Source organism: Rhodopirellula sp. UH5, assembly GCF_056839225.1.
The window spans coordinates 4,074,926-4,099,353 of the sequence record NZ_CM166390.1 but is presented as its reverse complement, the minus strand read 5'-3'; the positions used below and the strand labels follow the sequence as shown (position 1 = coordinate 4,099,353).

The window sequence follows — 24,428 nt, the reverse complement described above, 5'->3', positions numbered from 1 at the left end:
CACCCAAGTAGGCCGGATCAAGCCACTCCGGCAAGTCCGCTGCCTGCTAAGTGATGCCTGCTAAGTGATGCCTGCTAAGTGATGCCTAGCACGCGGACGACAACCAGCACGCCTGCCGCGACCACCAGGCTCACGGCCGCCGTTCGCCGCAGCCAGACTCCGGCGGGTTGGGTCACCGCGACCCATTCGGCCCGAAACGCCATTTCTGTCCAGTTGTCGCCCTTGTCTGGGGACTGCAACGCTTCCGCTTTCTGATCGCGGATGCCCAGCGAAGCCAGTTCCAGCCGGCGGACCGGCGAGGCGTCGAGCCAAGTCCAGCCCGAGATCGCGACCATGAGTGCCACGCCAATGGCCCATGCCCAGGCGCGAGTCGGCCACGAGATGGGCAGCGTGTTCACTTCGATGGTCTTGGCAAACATCGCGATCCGCTCCGCGTTGGCTCGCTCGTACCCCGCCAACCATTCGTTGGTGCGGGTTGTTTCGCTCTGCCAAAACGCAGCCCACTTGGACGCTTTGGAGGGAGGTTGGGAAGTCGAGTCGGAAGTCGAGTGGCTGGCCAATCGAAGCGGCGACTCGGAATCGCTTTCGTGCGAAGCGACTTGGTTTAGTTCGGCTTTCGCGTAGAAGGCCGCCACCTCACTCCGCCACCGCACCCATCCCACATTGGCGGATGCTTTGGGCTGTTGAGCGTCCAGCAGTCGCGTGCGGAACCCGTCCACGTTGTCGCCGGTGACAACGCGATGCGACCAGACGTTCGCGTTGGGACCTGTTTCAGAAGATCCAGCGCGAACCGGTTGCGGGTAAGAAACCCGATGCCGGCTCGGCTGCGGCGGCCAGATCGCCATCACCAGCGTGAAACTGGCGATCGACGTGATCGCGATGCCGACGAGCGGGTTGCGTGTTAGGATTCTCAATGCAGCGAACTTGCCAGACACGAAACGATGCCACTGAAAATGCGAGGGATCGGCGGTTCGAACGTGCTCGCAGAAATCTCGAGACCGTCCATCTTGATGATCGGCCGGTTCCACTTCGGTGATCCAGGAAACTTGAAACGATTGTGACAACCTTGCCTCCGTCAGGTCCCACCACTCCCCCCACCACCCGTTCTTTGCGGTCACCGTTCGCGATCAAAATCTGCGGCATGCGAAGCGTGCAGGACGTATGGGCCGTTGCCGATGCGGGAGCGGACGCGGTGGGGCTGAACTTTTACGAACCCAGCGTCCGATCGCTCAACCCCGATGCTGACGAAACGTTCCAGATCAATGACGCGGTTCGCCAAGCGGGGTTGATTCAGGTCGGATTGTTCGTCAACCATGACTTGGCATTCATCCAGCGGGTGGTTGAATCGTTGCAGCTTGATTGGATCCAGTTGCATGGTGACGAGCCCATGACACTGGCCGAGGAACTGATCCGCCGTGGCGGGCGAGTCCTGAGAGCGATCCGGTTGCCGCGCGGGAATCTCGAGCCCGGGCAGATTGATGCCGCGATCGGTCAATGGAATGACGCGGGTGTTTCACTGTTGCTCGACGCGGACGCGGGGGCCTCGTTCGGCGGAGGCGGCCAGTCGCTGGATTGGCCCAGCATTCGAGATTGGGCGGATCGCCGCGGCGAATCAGCGGCCGGGTGGGTGTTGGCTGGCGGCCTGAATCCCGAAAACGTGCCAGAAGCGATTCGGATCAGTGGAGCGACCAGCGTCGACGTTGCCAGCGGCGTCGAGCAGCCCAAGGGGCAGAAAAACGCCGAGAAAATCCGCCAATTCGTCGCAGCCGTCCGGCGGGGTGAGGAAGCTCTGTGAATCCAGGCTGACTGGGCGTTGACGTCGGACGGATTTGTGCCAAACTTTGCCACCCAGTCAAAGACCAACACAGCTCGCGGCCGTGGCGGAACTGGCAGACGCGCTAGGTTGAGGGCCTAGTGGGAGTTAATCCCGTGGAGGTTCGAGTCCTCTCGGCCGCATCCAAAGAACCCCGTGATTCACGGGGTTTTTTCATGCGCGGACGGAATTTTCCGTCGTCGGCATTCCCGACAGAATGGTCAGCAACGGGCCCTGATTCACCACGGTTGCCTGAATCTCGTGCAACCAGTGGTGCAACCGTTCATGTGATGGTGCGGCCCGTTTGGGATTCTGACTCCGCAACGTCTTCCCCACCAAGCCAGGTGGTGCGAGGTGTCACGTCGGAATCGAGTCGAGGTGGCGTCCACCAACGTTTCCTGTTCGTCGAGCGTTGTCATCTCTCTGTGGTCGACGGCCAGCGATTCAGAACCGGACGCGATCGCATTTCGGCTGACGAGGTGGTTGGTCATCGTGTCGGCCGCGGGACGCTCGTCCCCGGTTTCGGTGCGTGGTTGGGGGAGGTGGTTGGCAGGCTCCGCTGTGCTGAATTGCGTCTGACCAAGATCATCTTTCGTGAGCGATCGTTTCGGCAATGTTTCGGGCGTGGTCACGGACGCGGATGTAGGCGTTCAAGGCGGCCATGAACGCGACGCTGACCACGGGAGGAATTGTGCCCGCGGATAACTCTTCCAGGTGCTTGCGACGCAATGCCTTAACTTGATCTCGAATGCGTTTGCCGCTGGCATCGGTGCTGGTCAGAACGTTGGGGTTCGATGCGGTCAGGGCCTCGTGGATCTCACGGGTGTAGGCTTTCACGCTGCGATTGAGTGTTTCCAGGTCGGCCCGCTGCGAATCGGTGAAGCGAAAGCCGTCGCGTCTCAGTTTTCGGTCAAACTTGTCCAGATTGACGATGTAATCACTGATGGATTCGTATTCGTCGGCCAGTCGCAATTGCCGTCGCGCCTCTTCGGCCGTTGCGTGCGACACATTCCCTGAGAGCAGATTGGTGATGAACGCAGCGACCTCGTCTTGGACAGAATCCAGCACGCGTTCGCGTTGCCGCAGGCGGTCGCCGAGTTGCTTGTTCGGTTTCTCGGCTTGCATCAACTCCAGGTGCCAATCGAGCATCTTCAGGCAGCCATCTCCCATCTTGAGAATCTCTTTGCGAGATTGCTCGATCGCTAGGAGAGGTGTTTCCAAAATACGGACGTCCAAATCGGTCAGGCGTGGTTTTTCTTTGTAAGACAACGACGGAATGACCCGTTCCAGGAAGCTGACGATCGGCTTCAAGAACGGCATGAACATCAAGGTGTTGCAAACGTTGAAAACGCTGTGAGTCGCCGCAATGGCTGCCACGGTGTTGGGGTAGGTTTTGTTCCCATCAACGATCACGGATTCAGCCACATCGACGCCGATGATGCCTTGGATCAGTTGGATGTACCACTGGAAAATCAGCGTGATCCAAAACACACCAATCAGATTGAAAATCACATGGAAATACGCGGCTCGCTTTGCATTGGTGGTGGTCCCCAGGGAAGCCAAGAAAGCGGTGATCGTCGTCCCAAGGTTCTCGCCCAAGATCAACGCCGCGGCGGTGGGATACGAAATCACACCTTGGGTCGCCAGCGAAATCGTGATGCCGAGCGTTGCGGAAGAGGATTGGACCAACGTTGTGAGCACGCAGCCGACCAAGGCACACTTCAACACACCCACGTAAGTGTCTGCCTGGAAGCGGGCGAACCAGGCTTCGAAGTCGGGCATCTCTTTGATGATCGAACAAGCGTCCTTCATCACTTCGAGCCCAAAGAACACCATCCCGATGCCCATCACGACCATCGCCCAATAACGCCAGCGATCACTGCGGGTGAACAGATAAACGAACGCGGCAAACCCCAGCAGCGGCAACCCGTACTTGCCAATCTTCAGAACCAAGATCCAGCCTGTGATCGTCGTGCCGATGTTGGCTCCCATGATCACGCCGACCGCTTGCGACAGATTCATCACACCGCTGTTGACGAACCCCACGACCATCACGGTCGTGATTGAGCTGGATTGAACGATGCAGGTCACGATGACGCCGACCATCGTGGCGAAAACGCGGTGGTTGGTGACAGCGCCGACCAGGCGACGCAGGCTGTTCCCAGCGACGGCTTGCATCCCGTCGGACATGTGCTTCATGCCCAACAGAAAGATGCCGAGTCCGCCGGCCAGTTCAAAAATCATCTTGATCAGCGTGGATGAATCCAAGGGGGCCCGTCCCGAAACTTCGAAAGTGAATCGTTAAGATTGCATGAAGAGATCGCAATTCGGCGGGATTGTAACCTGACGGGCCTGCTTTCGGGGTGCAGCCGAAGGATTTTCACGGTGGGCGCGTGCGATCTGTCCCAGCGGGCCGGCACGCGGTCGCTGGGGGTGGGAGCCCGAGGGTGCGAGGGACCACCTAGCCGGCGAATTGTTGCTGCATGGTGTCGAGGAATTTTTGCAGTTGGTCGGCGGGGAGTTGGTTGATGCCCGCCGCGGCTTTGCGGCCGCCTCCGGTTGGGAATTGACGGACAAGTTCGTCGGCACCGGTCTTGGTGGTCAAGGGAGCGCGGACGCTGACCAGGTACTCGCCCGATGGCAGTTCGCTCAGCAACGCGTGGGCTCGGTTGGGATTTTCGCGGGCGAGTTGGTTGCTGTAGACGCCGCTGACTCGGCGCGAAAAGGAATCGTTGGGGAACAAAAACGCCGCACACGATTCGGTCGCCAGCTTGGGGGCGATCGAAGCGGCTCGCTGCATGTCACTGTCAAAACCGTCACGAAGGGTTTCAAACGTGGTGTCCGCCGCGATGAACTCAAACGGATCCGCATACGGTTGAACCTTGCGATACAACTCGTCGGGAGCGAAGTAAAGGTCGTCGAGCGTTCCCCCGTAGCCGTTGTAGTTGAGCAAGGTGCCGAGTTGTTCCAGTTCCCCGAGTTGTGAATCGCTGAGGTTCAGAGGTTCGGCGGCCGATTTGGCGGCGTCGTACAAGTTGTCACCGTACAGAGCGGTGATCGCCCAGGGCAAGAATTGACCGTGGAGGAACTGATTGACCAGCAGCCCCGTGCACACATCACCGGCGGTGTCGATGTGTGTCGACAGCAGCGGCGACGCCGGAATGTCGCCCGCGAAATGGTGATCGAAGTAGGTGACGGGAACTTCGGCGGCCAAGATCCGTTGGAGTTCGTCGCGGTTCTTATCGAGCGAAATGTCGAGCACGGTCACGGAATCGCCCGAGCCCGCGAGGACTCGTTTGAGAAGGTTGATGTCTCGTTTGACGCCAGTCACGAGCGTGCTGTCTTTCGGTTCCGCCAGCCGCAATTGGTGCAGCGCGCAAATGCCATCCGCGTCGCCATTGAAAACGTCAAAGTGAGTCACGTTGGTATCTCTGTGAGAGTGAAAGCTGGAGGGCACGAGCAGTGGGGCTTGGATGTTCTGATTCTAGTTCCCCATTGCGAAAGCGAAACCGTGCCTGCAGAGTGGGTCACAGGCCAAATTCGTCGAGTGAGATCGTTTGAAATTCCAGGTCGGCTCGCGACGATTCGTACAGAATTCCGACGGTCCTGTCGTCGACCATCACGAGCGAACTGTAGGATCCGCCGTCGGCGTCCAAGGCGATTTGTCGATCGGATGGCCAGGTCGCACCGTCATCGAGGCTGGCACGAACCGTCATGTTGGCACGGCGAGTTTTGTGATTTGGGTTGCTGAAGAACAGAACACGACGACCATCGGCCAACTTGTGCGAGATCAGACTGGCCATGCAGACAGGTTCGGGCAGGACGCCGTGGTCGCTTGGGTGAACCGTCCAGGTCTGGCCCAAGTCGCTTGTCACGCTGATGGCTCGTCCGTTGGTTTCGGATTTGTCTCGGCGGTTCCGGTTGTCTCGCATGTTCAGCATCAACGAACCATCGGCCAACTCAGCAACGGCGCATTCGGTCGTGTCGGATCGTGCGGGGGCCGAGACCGTCCAAGTCTTCCCGTGATCACGCGAGTAGATGAGATTGGAAAACGGAAGCCCGGTTTGGTCGCGGCCTTGTGTTGGAATCACCAGCGTGCCGTCGGTCATGGTGATTCCATTGCCGGGCGCGGGAGCGAACAGGTACCACTTGGGGTCCTTGAGTTGCTTCGTCCAGTTCTCGGGGGACGACCAAGTTTGTCCGTCGTCGCTGGAACGCACGGCCAAGAACTGGGTGGAGGTGGCAACGTTCAGTCCCGGTTCGGAGCCATTGCCACGCCATTGATGCGTGCCTGGTTTGCCATGAGTCCAGACGGCGGTGACGATGATTTCTCCGGTTTGTGTGTCGACCAAGATATTGGGATCAGAGCATCCGTTCTGATTTTCGGGCAATCCTCCGTGGGTGCCCATGTCCATGATGGGTCGAGGAGCGGACCACGTCTTTCCGCCATCGGTGGATCTCGATAGTCCGATGTCCATGTGGCCTTGCAGATCGCGACGACTGTCGTATCGCATGTCGTAAACCGCCAGCAAAGTGCCCGCGTTGGAACGAGCGATGCCGGGAATGCGAAATGTGTGGCAATCGTGATCACCTTGGCGGTGCAGAATCACCGAGGGACGTTGGTCAGCCTTGGCGATGGGTGTCAGCGAGCATCCAATGAGTGTCGAAGTCAGGACCATCGCGAGGCAACGTGGCGACATGAAGCGTTGGGACATGGGAGGGAGCTTGGCGGGACGGGTTTGGCGGGAGGAAAATAAAAAAGCCGACGCGAAACTTGGCTGGCAAGTTTCGCGTCGGCTTCAAGATAGTCGGTATGAAAACCTAGGAGTTGCTGAGAAGGAGAAGCGAATTTCCTTGCGGATCAGTTTTTGATCTTCGCTTTCTTCTTCAACTGGTTCAGCGTCTTCGTGCCGCCTTCGTTGACTTCGAAGATGAACTTGGCGAGATCCAAGAACTCTTGTCGATCCTTCAGCATGTTGACGAGTCCGGGCGGCATGGTCGAGTTTTGTGACTCGAGCACGTCTTCCACATCATCGATTGGGATGGTGCGGGGTTTGCCTTGATCGGCGGCGATGCTGAGCGTGATCTTGTCGTCGGTTTCTTCCACCAGGAAGCCAGACAGGATGGCACCGTCGACCGTGATCACGTTCACGGTTTGGTAGCCTTCCAGAATCTTCTCGGAGGGTTTCAGGATCGATTCGATCAAGTGCTCATGCGTGATGTCCTCCCGTGTTTTGGTGAGGTGAGGTCCAAGTTGGTACCCTTCGTTGACATCGTGGCAAGTCGCACAGGCGGTCTTGGAACCATAGAAGGATGTGGCACCTCGAACGGCATCGCCTTGTTCACGAGCATCGCGAACCAGATCGCTGAGTGACTCCGCGAGGAGTTCCGTTTCGAGTTGGTTGGTGGCTGGTTCCTCCTCCATCAGTTCTGGGCGGCTGCCCTCGGGGAACGGATGCATCTCGATCAGTTCTTCGGGGCTGTAGAAGCGTTGCCGGTCCTCGGTCACCGCACGGATGCGTTTGACTTCGTCGGGTGTGATTTCGCTGGCGTCATTGCCCCAGCTGTTTCGAACATAAGTCAGAGCGGCCGCGATTTCTGCATCGGAGAACATGTTGCCGATCGCGGTCATTGGCGGCACGCCTTGGGTTGGTTCAAAGACCTTGCCGCGAACACGGATTTCTCCCCAGATGCCGTGCAGAGTCAGCTTGATCAGGCGTTCGGAGTCGCCGGTGATCCATTCACTGCCAGCAAGCGGCGGGTAGATTCGAGCGATGCCTTCCCCGTTGTCACGGTGGCAGGCGTAGCACGATCCTTCTTCGAAGAAGACTTGCTGACCCAGGTTGTAGGTCTGAGCAAATTGCTTGTTCTTGAACTTCTTTGACTTGGTGCGGTAGTCCTTGGGTTTGGCGGCACCTTCCAATTTGCCAGCGAGCAATTGCTTGTACTCCACCAGCAAGTTTTCCGGATCGAACGCTTTCGCTTCAATCAATTGTTCGACATCGTTTTTCAGCAGCGGCATGGCGCTGTTGAGTGCATTGCGAATCCAGCGATCTGTCTTGTAGGAGGCGACCGTGAGTAGCACTTCTGCACCGGGTTTGCCGCCCAGCCAAGAACCGGCCGAGAGAGCTTCCAGGCGAACCCGGGGGTGTTCATCCGCGGCAGCGGCCATCAAGTAAGTTTCGGGATGGTCGAGCAAGTGCAGGCAGTGCCGGACGACTCGAACCGCTGCGGAGCGAACCCGGTGGTCTTCGGCTTGCAGGCACTGGTCAATCAACTCGGTGGACGGTTCTTGGTGACCCCAGGTTGCCCAAAGAGCTTCCAAGACCAAGCGTTCGTTGTCCGCATTGTCGCTGGCGAATTTCATCGCGGCAGAGATCACGGCTTGTTTGTCACGACCGCGTAATTCGAGGTGTGAACGTTTGCGAGCGTTGAGTTCCGGCAACTTCATGTTCTCGAACAATTGTTCGATATCGGCGCCGTCAACCGTTGGCGGTTCGACCAAGTCACGTTCCGCGTAGGTGATGCGATAGATGCGGCCGTATTCTGAATTCCGCATCGGATCACGAGCGCTGTGTTGCATGTGACCGATCAACGTGTTGTGCCAATCGATGAAGTACAGGCTTCCATCGGGAGCCACTTCCAGATCACAAGGACGGAAGTTGCCATCGGAAGACTGGATCAAGTCTTGGCGGAATTTGCCTTTGATCTCAACGCCGTCTTCGACCGTCTTGTATTGCTTGATTCCCAGGAAGCCAATTGTGTTGGCGTACATGTAGTCGCCTTGGACTTCGTCTGGGAAGTGACGGCTGTAGAGGAATTCCGATCCGGAAGTCGGGCGTGTGTGGTGTTCGTAGTTGAACTTCGAAACCTTTGGAATCTCTTTCGAGTGGGGGACCTTGATCGAGTAACCCAGCATCCAGTACTGGGCACCACCGGAGGCATCGTTGACAAAGGTTTGGCCGTATTCGTCGTGGGCGACGCCCCATGGATTGTTGACGTCCGACTGCATGACGCGTTCGACTTTCCATGACTTGGGATCGAAACGCCAAATGCCACCGTCCGTCATGCGTTCAGGGCCCCAAGGGGTTTCGACTTGCGAGTGCAGGAAACGACCTTCGCACATGTAGATCCCGGCACCGTGGTCGACATCAAATGCTGAGATGGCATGGTGCGTGTCGTGCGGGTCGAAGCCGTCGAGCAGGACTTCTTTCTTGTCGGCGCGGCCGTCGCCGTCGGTGTCCTTCAGCAGCACCAAGAACGGTTCTTGCGAAAGGTAGACGCCTTCGGGAGCCAATTCAAAGCCGATCGGCATGTGCAATCCATCGGCGAAGACGGTTTCTTTGTCCGCGCGTCCATCCCCATCGGTGTCCTCGTAGATGAGGATCATGTCGTTGGGTTTGGAGTCACCCGGTTTGTAGTGCGGGTAGCTTGGCAGGGTCGAAACCCACAGACGGCCCTTGTTGTCAAACCGCATTTGGGCTGGGTTGCCCAGGTTCGGGAAGTCTTGCTCGGAAGCAAACATCGAGACTTCGTAACCTTCTGGCAGCGTGAACGTTTTCAGGGCTTCTTCTTCGACCTTGAGGTAGTCCGGGTTGCCGTTCTTCTCGCTCATTTGGAAGTTCGTTTCCACCGTCGACAAAGGCCGAGTGATCGAGTCATCGACTTCGAGGGTGGACGATTTTCCTTGCGCGATCGCCCAAATGTTGTGGTCTCGCAAGACCGTCATCTGACGGATCTTTTCGATCTCTTCGGGATAGTTGAAGTTTCCGTAGGGAGCCCAACGACGGCCATAGGCGTGCACACCGTTGAGCATGCGGAAGTCATTTCGCCAGAACCAGGCTTTGTCTTGGACGGCCGCATGCAGCAACGAATCAGCCGGGGCGACACCCGAATCAGCACCAAACAATTGCTGCATGATGACAGGAGCGAGTTTGCGATAGCCTGCTTCGGACAGGTGGACGCCGTTGATTGTCAGAGGTTCATTGGAAGACTGAAACCATTCCAAGGTGGGCGAATAAAGGTCGATGAAGCCGACATGTTTTTCATCGGCCACCGCACCCACGGCATCCGCGTACGCCTTCAGAATCGCGTTGCGATCATCCGCGTTGGGGAGATTGAATTCGGGAAGTTGCTGCGTCGCGATCGGGGTCGCCAGCACCAGACGAGGTGGTTTGGATGCGTCACGTTCGTAGGAACGCGAGAGGGTGTGATCGACGAAGGCACGCAGTTCGTTCTTGAAGTTTTCGACCCCGGCCAGGCCGTCGAAGGATTCGTTGAACCCGAAGAAGGCGACGATCGTGTTGGCTTGGACGATGGTCAGCCATTCGTCTGGTTTGGGGTAGTGGCCTTCGCCGTAGTGCCCCTGGATTTCAGGACGGAACTTTTCGGCACCTGGAAATGCCCAGGGATCGTCTTTGCCGGCTTCGGGACGATAGGCCGGGGTGTGGCCGGGAAAGCCCATGTTTCGGAAGGTCAATTCCTTGTCGGGGAACTGCCGGTAGAGCGCTGTCTCAAACGCATTGAACAACTCCATCCGCGAGGCCAAACCGCTGCCGAGGAAGGTGATGGTTTCGCCTTGGGTCGGCTTCAGCGGCAACGACGTGGCGGCGGCTTTGGTTTCCACCGCGACGGGTTGCAGGTATTCCGGACGGACCTTTTTGGTCTGTTGGGTTTCATTGTCGGTGAGGGTCGTGATGACCTCCGGTGCCTTTTGTGCGTCGCCGGATTTCTCATCCGCTTTCGCCAGCGACAAACCGCCTGTCAGCAGACAGGCGAGGCAAGCAAGACCAAGGGGAGTCAATGTCGACGCGGGGCGTCGCAATTGGTTCTCTGTGAGTCGCAAATTGTTTGGGAGTGTCGGATTCATTTTGAGGCAGGTTCTTAGCAGCGAGTTTGGGACGCCGAAGACGGTGAGAGGAGGGAGGATGTGTAAGGGGGTCATTCTAGTTCATCGGGCTCGCTTGGGGATCAGGGAAGCTCGCTAGAGGCCAACCTTTTTGTCGCGTTCGGGGCTTCGGCCAGCGTTTGATCTCGATCGATTCACGCCGCCAGCAGACGAAACAATCCCGGCTGCGACGAATGTTGCTTTGTCACTACGAAAGCATCTCGTAATAAGATCGGGATCCAGCGGAACGTCGCAGGCGGGCTGTTGGTCTATTGAGCCGTTTCGGCGTTCGCCTCGGTTCCACCATCACCGAACCGGGGCGAACGCCCAAACGGCTCACGTTCAAAATCGAATACGGCCTCAATCAACAGCGGGAAGCCGTCGGGTGCCGCGAATCCGGAAGTCTTTCGGCCAAGGCTGCTCAACTTGAAACCGGGAAAATGGATTCGGGACCGTTCCTCGAGAGCCCAGTTGCGAGAGGGATGGCTCGCGTTTCCAGAGTGTGCTTCGGTCGTGTTCGTCGTCGCTGCGATCGACCGAGCATCAGGGAAGAAGAGGCGTCTCGCCAGCGGTGGGCTGGCGAGACGGAATTGAAAAGAAGCAGCAAGCGAACGATCAGGCTTGATTCAGTTTGGGGGAGCCCGATTCGACGACAAAGGAATTGCGGACGAACGTTTTGCCGCCTGGTTTCAGCACATCGTCCACGACCATGTAGTCGGACGTCCAGCTGTCGGGAGTGACGTCGCAGCGGATGTAGCCACGTTCGGCATTGTGCCATTTGACACAAGCGTTTTCTGCCAGCACTGCGTCCACGTTCTTGGGTTTGTCAGGGCCGTTGCCGCCACTGGAAAGCGAGGTGGCAACGAACTCGGTGGCGACGAGTCCTTGTTCCGTTTGTCGATCGTCGACGCGAAGTTCGTTGGCCCAGTTGGAATGAATGTCGCCGGTCAGGACGACGGGATTGCTGACTTGTCGGTCACGAATGTACCGCAGCAATTCCATTCGTTCGTGGGCGTAACCAGGCCATTGGTCCATCGAGAACTGATGATTGTCTGGATCGCCTGAGCGATTGACCATGCCCATCATGACTTGTTGTGCCAGCACATTCCAAGTCGCGTTGGAGCGGATCAAGTTGCGGGACAACCAACCGCGTTGCTTGGTTCCCAGCATCGACTGCGTTGGATCCAGTGCGGCTTCATTCAGTGGGCTCTTGCGATCGTCATTGGGTTGGTCGGATCGGTACTGCCGGGTGTCCAGGATCGAGAAATCGGCCAGTCGTCCGAACTGAGCCGAGCGATACAAACGCATGTCGCTGCCACGAGGAATCTGGCGCAGTCGAAGCGGCATCATTTCGTAGTACGCTTGGTATGCGTTGGCTCGCCGCGAAAGAAAGGAGGGTGAGTCGACGCCGGCCTGCTCTGAAACATCGCAAGCACAGTTGTTGTCAAATTCGTGATCATCCCAGGTCACCCACCAAGGGCACTGGGCGTGCATGTTCTGCAGCAAAGGGTCGGATCGGTATTGAGCGTGCCGCACGCGGTAGTCGCCCAACGACATGATTTCGGACCCATGGTGCGTGCGGACTTTCCCGTTGCGACCGGCTTCGTATTCATAGATGTAGTCGCCCAGGTGAAAGACCAAGTCGACATCGTCGGCCGCCATTTGTTCATAGGCAGTGAAGAGGCCTTGTTCGTAGTTTTGACAGGAGGTCACGGCGAAGCGGACCTTGTCAGGGAGTTGGTGCGGCAGTGGCATCGTGCGGGTGCGAGCGATGGGGCTTTCGGCGTCGCCACATCGGAACCGATACCAGTACCACCGATCGGGTTCAAGTTGGTTCAGTTCGACATGAACGGAGTGGCCAAGTTGAGGTGTTGCCAGTTGAGTGCCGGATGCAACGACGTTTCGCATCGTGTCATCGGTGGCAACTTCCCAGGTCACTTCCACCACTTGAGCGGGCATGCCGCCATCAGGCAGCAAGGGTGAAGGGGCCAGGCGAGTCCATAGCACCATGCCGCGGTGATCGGGGTCGCCGGAGGCAACGCCCAGGCTGAACGGGTCATTGGAAAATGAAACCTTGGCATCCGCCCAGGCGTGCTGGGTCGAGATCACAAACGCGGGAAGGGCACTGGAGAAAGCGAGGAAGCGTCGGCGATTCCAAGCGGCGTCAGAGACGCGAGCGGCGGCGGAAGGTCGTGGCATGAGTGGCTGTGGGGGAAGGAGGGTGCGGCGAAACGAATGTCAACAGGCAATGCGTTGGCCGCGGGGCGGGGACGTTCCTTGGTTTGTTCCCGCGGTCTCGAGCGACCATTTCGCGGGAAGTGTATCGATCGCTCATTTTGAACCAATGCGATCGCGTCTTGCCTGCTCGGATTTCAAGAAATCTTCACAACTTCTTGGGGCGGTCTCTCCGGCGGAGCCAACCATGTGAACATACCGTGAAATTTCGTCGTCTCTGAGGAACTGCGAGAGGCGGTGCGAACCAAATGGGATACTCTGTCGCGAACGCAGGGGAGCGGTGAGCAGGTGTTCTCAGGCGTCTTTCATTCCCGTTCAATTCAACGGATCACTGGGGCGTTTTTCGCTCTGGATGGTCCTCTCTTGGTAGGAGCGACTCTTCTGATGACCGATCGCAATCGACGGCAATTTCTAAGTGATAACTTTTCCGCTTTGGGTTCTTTTGGCGTGACCGCTGCGATCGCGGGATTGGGCCAAGGCGTGGTTCAGGGTGGGCAAGCGGATGCCGCCGCCTCGAGCTTGCGACCGACGGCGGATGAAACCACTGGTTTGGAGCTGCTGCGACTGCCAGAGGGTTTTCGGTATCGCACCTTCGGTTGGACGGGGGACATCATGAGCGATGGAACGCCGACCCCTCACGCTCACGATGGCATGGGGGTGATTGCCAGCGAGGGAGATGTGTTGAGGATTTGTCGGAACCATGAGGTCAGCGATGACGGTCGCGCGATCGCCTTTCAAGCCGGGAAGGCGTACGATCGCCGAGCTCAAGCCGGTTGCACCGAGTTGCGATTCGACAGCGCGAAAGGGGAGTGGTTGGACAGTCGCGTCGTGTTCTCGGGAACCAGTCGCAACTGTGCCGGCGGAGTCACGCCCTGGGGAACGTGGCTGACCGCCGAAGAAACTGTCCTGGGGCCCAAGGACGCCGATCACTACAAAGACGACAAAGTTCGCACGTTCGAAAAGACCCACGGCTGGGTTTTCGAAGTGGGGCACACCGATTCCGACGGCAACCCGGTTCCGTTGAAAGACATGGGACGCTTCGTTCATGAAGCGGTCGCGATCGACCGAAACAGCGGGATTGTGTATCTCACCGAAGACCGTTCTACCTCGGGCTTCTATCGGTTCTTGCCCAACACGCCCGAGAAGTTGGCTGACGGCGGACGCTTGGAAATGGCCGAGATCGTCGGCCAAGCCGATTTGCGGGGCGGCTTCCAGGACGGTGTCGAGTTTGACGTGCGTTGGCACTTGATTGACGATCCGACTTTGGCACACAGTCCCGAGTCATTGAAGAACGTTTCCAAAGAAGGCGAGGTGGGAGACGAACTGGGCGTCTTCAAGCAAGGGCAATCCCAAGGCGGATCGACGTTCTCTCGATTGGAAGGGTGCTGGTTTGGCAACGGCGTGGTTTACTTTGATGCGACCAGTGGTGGTGCCGCCAAAGCCGGGCAGATCTGGCAGTTCGATCCTGAGAAGCAAACCTTGAAGTTGTTGTTTGAATCACCGAGCAAGCCGACGCTCAATATGCCTGACAATCTGTGCGTCAGTCCCCAGGGTGGGTTGGTGTTGTGCGAAGACAATGACTACGGAGCGAACGAATACCCGCAGCGTGCGTTCACTCTTTCGCAAGACGGGAAGTTGAAGTTGCTGGCAGAGAACAACGTTCAGCTCCAGGGAGAAAAGAACGGCTTTCAAGGTGATTTTCGCACCAAAGAGTGGGCCGGAGCAACCTTCAGCCCCGATGGGAAATGGTTGTTCATCAACCTTCAAAGCCCGGGCATCACGTGCGCGATCACGGGGCCTTGGAAAGACGCTTTCGCCTAACGATCGGTGGTCATGCTCAACTCCGTTTTGAGGTGGAACGGTACTGGATGAGGCAACGAATCCTCTGGCCCGATTGCACCTCAGGGACTCGTTGCTTTGTCTGTCAATCGAAAGCCGAGTTGCGGCGGAATGCTAAGCAGGTACGCAGGAATGAACGGGGGCGATCTCGTGAGCCGTTTGGGCGTTGGCCCCGGTTGTGCGTGGGAACCGTGGCTAACGCCAGGCGGCTCACATACCCGATGACACCTGCGTACCTGCTTAGTGTGGTGCAATCTCTCCTATCGCATCAACCAGGTTTTCTGAGAGGCCGCTCGGGGTTTGAGAGGTGAATTTCACGCCTATTGGCACTCCAGGGGCCCCTGGACGGTGTATTCTCCAGTCTCTGTTTGGTTTTTGCATTTGGCAGTGTGGAGGCAGAATAGATTGGTTCTTAGGGCACGCGTGGCGGTGTGGTCCTGGAGAACCCTCGGGTGATCGGCAGTGGACATCGGCATAGAACCGATGTGCCGGCACGTTGCAATCGGCGAGAGAAGCACAGAGCGAGTGGCGATGAGACGAAAGACACGGAACAGTGGCAGCACGGAAGGCGAGATCAATCTGATTTCGCCTTGGGGGGCCCGGACTGGTTTCACGTTGGTGGAACTGTTGGTGGTCATCGCGATCATCGGGATGTTGGTGGGGTTGTTGCTGCCCGCCGTCCAGGCCGCTCGCGAGGCGGCACGGCGAACTGATTGCAGCAACCGATCCCGGCAGCTCGCCCTTGCGATTCACAACTATCATTCCGCGTACCGCAAGTTGCCGCGAGCGTGGTGGTTGGAAACGCCGCCGAAGGCATTCAACGGTGGCAACTGGATGATGGCGATTTTGCCCCAGTTGGAGCAGCAAGGTTTGGACGACCGGATCGATCGCAGCATTTTGCCGGTCGATCAACTCAGTCCCAGCAACGTGGCTGCTCTGCAGACTCCGATGTCGATCTTTGTGTGCCCTTCGACGCCCGGCGGCATTGAATCTCGACGTTACCTGTTCGATTCAAGTCCGGCCGGGCTGCCCTTCACGGCAACCAATTTGGCGGCCGCGGATTTCACTCCGACCACCGGTGTGCGTGGCACGTACGCGAACTTTGCTTACGGCGCGAGCTTGAGTGGTGGCCGCGAAGGGGCGCTGCAGGTTGTGAGTCCGATTTTTGGTGGGGACCAGGACGGTCGGTTTGCCGACATCTTGGATGGCTTGTCCCACACGACCTTGTTCGGAGAACGCACCGGCGGCAATGTGGTTTACAGTGCTGGTCGCGAAGATCCAGTTGCCACTGCCGCTTTGATCGGGGTGGAAGGTGGCGGTTGGGGGGATCTGCTGAACGGTGAGCACTGGTTGCAAGGTTCCTTGCGAAGTGGCCTGAGTTGGCCGCCGGTTGGCGGACCCTGTGCGATCAATTGCACGAATGCCCGCGGGTTTGGTTTTCATAGTTTTCATGTGGGAGGTTGCCACTTTGCATTCGCCGATGGCTCGATTCGTTTCATCAACACCAGCATCGAACCGCGGGTGTTTTCCTCGCACGTCACGCGGCGTGGACGGGAAGCGATCGCGGACGATGGGATCTAGTCTGTTGGGAAAACGAAGGATGGCGATGGAGAGAGCGGGTCACCGATGGGGTTTGTTTCTGCTGCTCGGGTTGCTGGGCGGATGTGGTGGCAACCAGCCCGATGACGGGATGGTCCCGGTCAGCGGTGTGCTGGAAGTGGACGGCCAACCCGCCGTGGGAGTCGTGGTTGAATTGCATCCGCCATCGAAGGCACCGGCACTCGCCAGGGGCATCACATCAGAAGGTGGTCGCTTTGAAATCAGCACGCTGACACAGGGCGATGGTGTGAAGCCGGGGGCGTATGATGTGACGTTCGTTTGGAGTGAATTCAACATTGTCACCCGTTCGCAAGAAGGCGATCGGTTGAACGGGCTGTACGCGAAGCCGGACCAGTCACCGATTCACTGGACGGTTCCCGACAAGGATTCTTGGGACGCTGGCACCATTCAGTTGGCCAGTAAAAAATAGCTTTTCCGTGAGCAGACACTCCGTGGCTTGGCCACTGGGACGCTTGGTCACTGGGACGCTGCGATCACGATCAGGAATAGCAGCGCGACCACGACGGCGGCGCCAATCGTGAGTGCAATTTTGGCGGTGGAGTAGGGGGCGGTTCCCGTCAGGTGCTTGGCATTTTGTCCGCTGATCACGACTCGGTAGAGCTGGTCGTGATAGCGATAAGCCAGCACGTAGGCGGGCAACGACAATCGTCGTGTGGTGAGCCCTTTGACAACGGTCTCCACGTGAACATTGCGAAATCGCGAGCCGGGGATCTGCGTGTTCTCGACATGCTGTTGGGCCATCAGTCGCAAGGCGTCGCGAACTTGCCGGCGGGCTTGCGACCGTTGGACGTCAAATTGTTCTCGGGTGACGCCGTCCTCCAGGTTGGGGGTTGCTCGAGCGGTTCTCAGGTCCAGTCCTTGGCTGACCGCGACCGCTTCGGATTGTGAGAGACCGCGCGACGCGGACACGAGGATGTTTTGAAACACCACGTCTGTTTGTCCCGAATGGGGTGCCCAGCTTGATCGTCGCGAATTGGCGTTGGAGTCAGCGGCCCAGCTGATTTTGCACTCCGTGTCGAAGACCCAGGCGACCCAGTACAGCGGATGCAAGTCATCGATGTGCGAAGCAGAAATCAAGTCGCTTGGTCGGAACCAACCCAGTGAGCCAAGCCATTGTCGGAGTGCCCGCTGGGCGTCATCGGGAGTCAGAATGAATGGCAGGTAGGCTTCGGTTTGTTCCATCGGATCGACGATGGTTTCAATCTCGACGATCCCATCGCAGAACGAACATCGCAATGCTTGATGGTCCGGATCAAAGGCGACCGCCGCCCCGCATCCTTTGCATCGCAAAATTTTGGCGACCGTTTGCTGCCTCGCCGATTCATTGGGAGGTGACGATTGGCCACAGATTGAGCACCGCAGGTCACCATGTTCGAGTGGTGTGTTGCAGCGAGAGCAGAGGGAAATGATTTCGGGCATCGTCAACTCACTGCATGGCGAAAAGAAGCACGATGAACGCGATGAACAACAGCACCGCACCGATCACCAACGCAACTTTGGTGGTCGAGGTGGGGACATTGCCAGCCACACGGCCGGTTTGTCCGTTGACCAAGATTTGGACCGGAGGTTGCTCCTCGTCGTAGCGAACTGCAAAGCACCAGATCGGCAGCAACGTCAAGTCGATCACTTCACGGGAGAGCTGAGTGCGATGTTCCAGGTTGCGATGGGAGTCACCTGGTAGGAAGTGTTTGAGTTGTGCACCGACTTTGGCAATCGTTTCGCCGTGGGCCAATTGAAAGCAGGTGGCTTGGTCTTTGGAGGGAAGTTCCGCCAGCCACCCTGTGATGATGGATGGCGAGTATCGTCGAAGGGCTCGCAAGTCGAACGGTTCGATGGCCTCGAGCGAATCATTGTTGGTGCCTTGGGAGGCGGTGACAATCACATCCAAGACGTAGCACGAGTGGTGCCCTGCGAGGCTTCGCCATTCCGTTTTGGTGACGGTTCGAGTCCTGGTGACTCGATTTCCTTTCGAGTCAGTGGTCGTGTAGGTTTCCGTTTCGGTGTAGTTCTCGCCGATGCTGGCCGAGTACTGGGTGTCCGCAACGGCGCCGTACAGGTAGGCGGGCAAATAAACGCCCCGGGTGCAGTCCGGTGCGGCACGTTTGAAGTCGGACCGAGCGAACCAATGAGCTCGGTTCAGCCATTGTTTGACCAATTCGGTCGCTCGTTCTTGATCGACAACGAAGCCGATGGCGAAGGTCGGGATAGGGCGATTCGCCGACGGAGGCCGTTGGATCACGGATGGCGAGGCGCAATACGGACAAATCGTCGCCAGCATGCCGGACAGACCCGTCAACGCCGCACCACACGACTGGCAGGCAATCTCTAGCTGTTCGGGCTCGGTCGTCACTTCCGCAGCGGGCATTCTGGGTGGGCTCGGTTTTCTTTCCAAGAGGCGTGGAATGGGCGATCAACTTCGGGCGGGCATTGGTTCAGGCCCCTTTTTCGGGGGCAGGGGGCGCCGGGTGGTTGGTTTCAACAGGAGGATTTCTTCAAGTGTGCCTCGTATTCTTTCTAGGTGGCGCACATTCGGTGGTGGATCGTCGACAATCGCAGTGAGAGAATACACTCAAAACCGGATGGGAATGAGGGCTTCGATCGCCTTTGCCTTCGGCTCGATCCAGCAGCGCGATTGACCAAACAGAGAGGATGGATTTCAATTTCAATCTGACAAAGGTGTCAATCGGTGTGAGTTCCACTGGATGGGGAGCGGCGGGATTTCATAGCTTCTGGGGAACAGGCGGCACGCCCATTCGTTCTTGCGAACCGGTTCCGCATCAAGTGGTGACATTGTGCATCGTGGCCCGTCATCGTGACGCGAGCCCATTTCCAAACGTTCTTTCACTCGAGGATGGAAGCACGAGTGAACTCAACGGCGACGACCGAGAATCAACGCAGTCTCACTCGCAGCCTCGTCAATCCGTTGGCGGTGGCGGTGGTCATCATCGTGTTGATCATCAGTGGTGTCATTGCGTTTCACAACATTCGCGAACTTCAGGAAACACGGCTCAAAGTCGGTTTGACGTTGAAGGTGCTGGCATCGTTGGCAGAGATCGAAGGCGCTGTGATGGACGCCGAACGCGGCCAGCGGGACTACTTGATCACCGGCGATTCCCGACATTTGGACCCGTTCAGTGAAGCCGTCAAACGCACCCAGCAGGGGCTGCGCCAATTTGAAGAGCTGACCGAAGATCACGCGGTTCAGCGAGCCAAGTTTGATGAACTGCGGCCGTTGGTCGAAGAACGCATTCGGCATCTCAACGCGGTTTTGAAGGTCCGAGCAGAAGAAGGCCCGGAGGCCGCTCGGAATGCCGTCATCGAGAATTCGCGATGGAACTTGATGGGGGACATCGAGAAGCTGGCAATCTCGATGCGAAAAATCGAAGAGGATCTGCTGGTCGTTCGCGAAGCGATGGCGACGCGAGCTTATCGCAGTGGGATCGTGACATCGGTGTCCTCCACGCTGATCGGTTTGATCTTGGTTGGCAGCGTGCTGTATTTGTTGGAACGCAACCGCCGCAAAGCGGAGCGGGATGCGCTGATGTTGAACGCGACTCGAGAGCGAGTGCAGTTGGCACTCGACGCTGCAGAAATGGGGGCCTGGAACATCGATCCCACGACCCACACGCTGCGAACAGATGAACGGTACCGCCGAATTCATGGGGTCGAGCACAAGGAGATGACGCTCGAAGATTCGTTGAAACGAATTCATCCAGACGACCGGGCGAGGGTTCGGCAAGCGGTGCGAGCTTCGATGTCACCCTTGGACCCTTCGCCGTATTCGGTGGAGTACCGCGTGGTGCACAAAGACGGGTCGATTCGGTGGGTGTCGGGGAAGGGAATCGCTCGAGGCACCAAACGCCGTGGCAAACCTGTTCTGACCAGTTTCGATGGCACGGTGGCGGACGTGACGGAACGCAAACGCCAAGAGGAACGCCTGCAACGCAGCGAGCAAATTGCGCTGGCGGCCAATCAATCCAAGAGCGAATTTCTGGCGAACATGAGTCACGAGATTCGGACCCCGATGGCTGCGATTCTGGGGTACGCGGATGTGTTGCTGGGCCACTTGGAAGACCCTGACAATCGCAACTGTGTGATGATCATGAAACGCAACGGGGAGCACCTGTTGTCGTTGATCAATGACATTCTGGATTTGTCACGCATCGAGGCTGGCAAGCTCAGCGTGGATGCCGAGCAGGTTCCTCTGCCACGTTTGGTGGGTGACATCCAGTCCTTGATGCAGGTCCGTGCGGATGAGAAAAACGTTGACTTCCAAGTCGAGTTCGAGGGCCGCGTGCCGCAGTCCATCGATACGGACCCGACTCGATTGCGGCAAGTGTTGATCAACTTGATTGGCAATGCCATCAAGTTCACCGATGAAGGCAGCGTGCGTTTGAAAGTTCGCTTTGTGAAAGGTGCGGATCCGCCGGTGATTGAATTTTCAATTGTCGACACGGGCATTGGCATCAGCAAGGAGCAGCAGAACCGATTGTTCAAACCGTTTTCGCAGGGCGATGCCTCGGTGACGCGGAAGTATGGCGGCAGTGGATTGGGGCTGGCCATCAGCCAGCGATTGATCGAGATGATGGAGGGGGAAATGTCACTGGACAGCGAACTGGGCGAAGGTTCGACGTTCTATGTGCGATTGCCGGTTCATTCCCTGGATGGCATCGAGTTGGTCAAGCCGGATTTGGTCAAGCAGCCTCCTCGTCCAGAGGAGGTGTTCGCCGAAACACCGATCTTGAAGTGCCGGGTGTTGGTGGTCGACGATCGACGGGACGTCCGTCACATCAGCCAACACTTTCTGGAAAAGGCGGGTGCGAAGGTCGCCACCGCGGAAGACGGTCAACTAGGTTTCGACGCTGCCATTCAGGCTCGTGATGCCGGCGATCCGTTCGATTTGATCGTGATGGACATGCAGATGCCTAAGGTGGATGGGCTGCAGGCGACGGCGCTGTTGCGGTCCGCTGGCATTGATTGGCCAATCATTGCTTTGACCGCGGATGCAATGAAAGGCGACCGCGATCGGTGCCTCAATGGTGGTTGCGACGACTACCTGTCCAAGCCCATCGACCATGTCCAATTGGTCAACATGGTGGCCAGCTACACGCATGACATGGATGTCAACGAATTGGTGGAGCGTCGCCATCTGCGAGCGAATCAATTGCAAGAAAAGATCGAACGCGAAGGCAGGTTGCGACGTTGAACAAGTGAGCCGGAATGGCTCTCTCTGGCCGTTTTTAGCTTATAAAAACGAGTTGACCAGGACGGCCAAGGCAGCACCGGTGAGCGGACCCAGCACGGGAACCCAGGCGTACTGCCAATCGCTGCCTTGTTTTCCATTGATGGGTAGCAAGGCGTGGATCAATCGCGGGCCAAGGTCCCTGGCTGGATTGATCGCGTAACCGGTTGGTCCTCCCAGTGACAGTCCAATGCCAAACACGAGCAAGCCAACGGGCAACAACCCAATCGATCCCAGGCCTAGCATCGGAGCGTTCTCAGTCGGTTCTGCCCCGGCACTGAAGCCCGGGTCCACCAACAAGAAAATGGGCAGGATCAGAGCGAACGTTCCAATCATTTCGCAGACAAACGCTTGGGGGAGATTGCGAATGTTCGGAGCCGTGCTGAAGCAGGCCAGCATCCCATCCGGATCGTCGGACGCCTGGCGAAAATGTTCGCGGTAGAACACATAAACCAGCAACGCGCCAGCCATCCCACCCAGCATTTGGGCGCCGATGTACCCGCCGCTGTCGACCAGACTGAACCCTTCGTCCGCCAAGTACATTGCGAGTGTGACCGCGGGATTCAGATGAGCCCCACTGAATTCATTGGCACAGAATGCTCCGATGAAAACAGCGATCCCCCAGCCTGCAGCGATCACGATCCAGCCCCCGTCATTCCCTTTCGTTTGGGGGAGAACGACGTTCGCAACCACGCCATTTCCAAACAAGACCAGGAACATCGTCCCGATAAACTCTGCCACATACGGATGCATGGATCCACCTTTCTACGATTTGATAATGTCGGGCGAGATGCTGGGATTCGACGAATGAGTTTCAGCCGAGTGTTTGGCCGCCGTCGACAGGCAGCAATTGGCCGGTCGTCATGCTGGTTCCCGTCGCAAAGAACAGGACTGCGTCGGCGATGTCTTCTGGCTGAGAAGCTTTGGGCAACGGGTAGTCCGCGACCATTGCCTCCAGGTCCCAGTCGGGATTGCCTTGCCGAATCCAGCGGCTATCGATCGGACCGGGACAAACGGCGTTGACGCGAATTTCGGGGGCGAGGGCTCGTGCCAGAGATTTGGTCAGCGTGTTCAGGCCACCCTTGCTGGCACAGTAAGCGATCGAGGACCCTGAACCGGTGATTCCTGCGACCGAGCTGACGTTGACGACGGAGCCACCCTCGCCTTCGCGAAGCAGATCTGCGGCGGCACGCGTGACAAAGAATGGCCCTTTCAAATTCACGCCGAGAATGCGGTCCCACATCGGTTCCGTGAGCGTTTCCAATTGGGCGTGTTCAATGAACTCGGTCGTGGCCGCGTTGTTGATCAAGCAATCCAGGCGACCGAACGTTTCGCGAATTTGATCGATCATCTCGCGAACGTCTTGGTCGACCGAAACGTCGCAGCGAACCAACATGGATTTCGCGCCCAGGGCTTCCACGTCGGCAGCGGTTTGCTTGGCTTCGGTTTCACTGCGAGAGTAATTGATCACGACGTCGTGCCCTTGTCGGGCCAGTCCGATCGCACAGGCTCGACCCACACCAGTGGCGGCGCCGGTGACCAGAGCGACGGGGCGTGATTGGGAAGGCATCGAGGACTCGGTGGGAACGGAAGAAAGCGAACTGGATCAAGCGACTTGCTGAACTCACAGTGTTGGGAGCGAGGCCTTGGGCGGCGCCGAAGCGGCTTTCGCAGCCAGATTTCGGACCAAGGATCGAGCGACTTGATCAAACGGGGCGCGGGCACGGTGGTCGGTGGCGATGACCTCCGCCAATTTGCCTGCGTCGCCCGCTTCGCGAAGCGTGATGTCGATTGGCAACCCGCCCAAGTAGGGAACACTGAGTTGTTCGGCTTTGTCGCGTGCCCCGCCACGACCGAAGATGTCGTAGGTCTTGCCGCAATCCGGGCAAGTGAAGCCGCTCATGTTTTCAACCATGCCCGCGATCGGAATGTTGACCTTGCGGAACATGCTGATGGCTTTGACGGCATCCAGCAAAGCGACTTCTTGTGGCGTGCAAACCACAACCGCTCCGGTGATCGGAATCGCTTGGGAGAGCGTCAAGGCGATGTCGCCGGTGCCCGGTGGCATGTCGATGACCAAGTAATCCAGTTCGCCCCAGGACGTGTCTCGAAGGAATTGTTGGATCGAACCGTGCAGCATCGGGCCACGCCAGATCACGGCTTGATCGGGTTCCAGCAAGAATCCCATCGACATCACCGGCATGGCGCCAACTGTTTCAGGTGGGACTCCTGATTCGCCGTTGGGACCGAGGCGAATCGGTTCGATCTTTTTGTCCTCGGAGATCGCCGGTCGTCCTGACAATCCCAGCAGGTGTGGGACGCTGGGGCCGTACACGTCGGCGTCCATCAGGCCAACGGTTGCCCCCAAGCGACGAAGCGTCAGTGCAAGTGAGGTTGCCACGGTGCTCTTGCCGACGCCGCCCTTGCCGCTGCCGACCAGGATCACGCTTTTGGCTTTCAAGCCAACCTGGCCCAAACGAGCCGGCGGGCGAGCATGCACAGGTGTTTGCACCTCGATGGTTTTGCCCGGTGCGACGGTCAGGGCCAGATCGCGAATCGTGTCCGCGATTTCGTCGGCGATCGGTTGGCAGTGGGACGTGATCCCGACGGACAGCTTGATCGTGTCGCCGTCCAGCGTGATTTCACCCAATTGCCCGGTGCTTTGGATCGGCCGGCCGGTTTCGGGATCCGGGTGTTGGCCGATTCGTTCGCGAAGGGAGGCGATCAGGGGGTCGGGTTCGACGGGAGTCGTCATTTCAAAAACCAGGGGCGATCAAGATCAAAGAAAGCGG

16 protein-coding genes and 1 tRNA gene are annotated in these 24,428 nt (G+C 58.0%); 6 read left to right on the top strand and 11 right to left on the bottom strand.

Annotated elements, in window-relative coordinates:
• Positions 1 to 74: 74 nt before the first annotated feature.
• On the bottom strand, positions 75 to 1,118 hold the full coding sequence (locus UH5x_RS14720; protein ID WP_482632833.1) for a hypothetical protein: 1,044 nt from the start codon (positions 1,116 to 1,118) through the stop codon (positions 75 to 77).
• A 23-nt stretch (positions 1,119 to 1,141) separates the two neighbouring features.
• On the opposite strand from UH5x_RS14720, the gene UH5x_RS14715 reads away from it, so the two are divergent.
• Both UH5x_RS14715 and UH5x_RS14710 read left to right on the top strand, forming a co-directional pair.
• Positions 1,142 to 1,795, top strand: coding sequence for a phosphoribosylanthranilate isomerase (locus UH5x_RS14715; protein WP_482632832.1), 654 nt, complete (start codon positions 1,142 to 1,144; stop codon positions 1,793 to 1,795).
• 76 nt (positions 1,796 to 1,871) lie between these two features.
• A tRNA-Leu gene (locus UH5x_RS14710) sits at positions 1,872 to 1,956 on the top strand.
• A gap of 442 nt (positions 1,957 to 2,398) precedes the next feature.
• On the opposite strand, the gene UH5x_RS14705 is transcribed toward UH5x_RS14710, so the two are convergent.
• From UH5x_RS14705 to UH5x_RS14685, 5 genes are all read right to left on the bottom strand, one after another.
• Positions 2,399 to 4,057, bottom strand: a complete 1,659-nt coding sequence (locus tag UH5x_RS14705; protein ID WP_047815719.1) for a Na/Pi cotransporter family protein — start codon at positions 4,055 to 4,057, stop codon at positions 2,399 to 2,401.
• 217 nt (positions 4,058 to 4,274) lie between these two features.
• On the bottom strand, positions 4,275 to 5,234 hold the full coding sequence (locus UH5x_RS14700; protein WP_482632831.1) for an acetyltransferase: 960 nt from the start codon (positions 5,232 to 5,234) through the stop codon (positions 4,275 to 4,277).
• 106 nt (positions 5,235 to 5,340) lie between these two features.
• On the bottom strand, positions 5,341 to 6,513 hold the full coding sequence (locus tag UH5x_RS14695; protein ID WP_482632830.1) for a sialidase family protein: 1,173 nt from the start codon (positions 6,511 to 6,513) through the stop codon (positions 5,341 to 5,343).
• Between the two features lie 161 nt (positions 6,514 to 6,674).
• Positions 6,675 to 10,682, bottom strand: coding sequence for a PVC-type heme-binding CxxCH protein (locus UH5x_RS14690; RefSeq protein WP_482632829.1), 4,008 nt, complete (start codon positions 10,680 to 10,682; stop codon positions 6,675 to 6,677).
• Positions 10,683 to 11,315: 633 nt separating this feature from the next.
• Positions 11,316 to 12,899 (bottom strand): alkaline phosphatase D family protein, encoded by a 1,584-nt coding sequence (locus UH5x_RS14685; RefSeq protein ID WP_482632828.1) that lies wholly within the window; start codon positions 12,897 to 12,899, stop codon positions 11,316 to 11,318.
• A 420-nt stretch (positions 12,900 to 13,319) separates the two neighbouring features.
• On the opposite strand from UH5x_RS14685, the gene UH5x_RS14680 reads away from it, so the two are divergent.
• From UH5x_RS14680 to UH5x_RS14670, 3 genes are all read left to right on the top strand, one after another.
• Positions 13,320 to 14,756, top strand: a complete 1,437-nt coding sequence (locus UH5x_RS14680; protein WP_047815698.1) for an alkaline phosphatase PhoX — start codon at positions 13,320 to 13,322, stop codon at positions 14,754 to 14,756.
• Positions 14,757 to 15,305: 549 nt separating this feature from the next.
• Positions 15,306 to 16,355, top strand: coding sequence for a DUF1559 family PulG-like putative transporter (locus UH5x_RS14675; protein WP_482632827.1), 1,050 nt, complete (start codon positions 15,306 to 15,308; stop codon positions 16,353 to 16,355).
• Positions 16,356 to 16,374: 19 nt separating this feature from the next.
• Positions 16,375 to 16,803, top strand: coding sequence for a peptidase associated/transthyretin-like domain-containing protein (locus tag UH5x_RS14670; protein ID WP_236696414.1), 429 nt, complete (start codon positions 16,375 to 16,377; stop codon positions 16,801 to 16,803).
• Between the two features lie 47 nt (positions 16,804 to 16,850).
• Here UH5x_RS14670 and UH5x_RS14665 read toward each other — a convergent pair whose 3' ends face one another.
• Together UH5x_RS14665 and UH5x_RS14660 are read right to left on the bottom strand one after the other, a co-directional pair.
• Entirely contained in the window at positions 16,851 to 17,813 is a 963-nt protein-coding gene (locus tag UH5x_RS14665) for a TFIIB-type zinc ribbon-containing protein (protein ID WP_047815722.1), read from the bottom strand.
• Positions 17,814 to 17,820: 7 nt separating this feature from the next.
• On the bottom strand, positions 17,821 to 18,759 hold the full coding sequence (locus UH5x_RS14660; protein WP_047815699.1) for a TFIIB-type zinc ribbon-containing protein: 939 nt from the start codon (positions 18,757 to 18,759) through the stop codon (positions 17,821 to 17,823).
• 486 nt (positions 18,760 to 19,245) lie between these two features.
• On the opposite strand from UH5x_RS14660, the gene UH5x_RS14655 reads away from it, so the two are divergent.
• Positions 19,246 to 21,600, top strand: coding sequence for a hybrid sensor histidine kinase/response regulator (locus UH5x_RS14655; protein ID WP_482632826.1), 2,355 nt, complete (start codon positions 19,246 to 19,248; stop codon positions 21,598 to 21,600).
• Between the two features lie 39 nt (positions 21,601 to 21,639).
• Here UH5x_RS14655 and UH5x_RS14650 read toward each other — a convergent pair whose 3' ends face one another.
• From UH5x_RS14650 to UH5x_RS14640, 3 genes are all read right to left on the bottom strand, one after another.
• Entirely contained in the window at positions 21,640 to 22,389 is a 750-nt protein-coding gene (locus tag UH5x_RS14650) for an MIP/aquaporin family protein (protein WP_482632825.1), read from the bottom strand.
• 61 nt (positions 22,390 to 22,450) lie between these two features.
• A complete protein-coding gene (locus tag UH5x_RS14645) occupies positions 22,451 to 23,206 on the bottom strand; it encodes an SDR family NAD(P)-dependent oxidoreductase (protein WP_482632824.1) in 756 nt (251 codons plus the stop codon).
• 54 nt (positions 23,207 to 23,260) lie between these two features.
• Positions 23,261 to 24,391 (bottom strand): Mrp/NBP35 family ATP-binding protein, encoded by a 1,131-nt coding sequence (locus UH5x_RS14640; protein ID WP_482632823.1) that lies wholly within the window; start codon positions 24,389 to 24,391, stop codon positions 23,261 to 23,263.
• Positions 24,392 to 24,428: the final 37 nt, after the last annotated feature.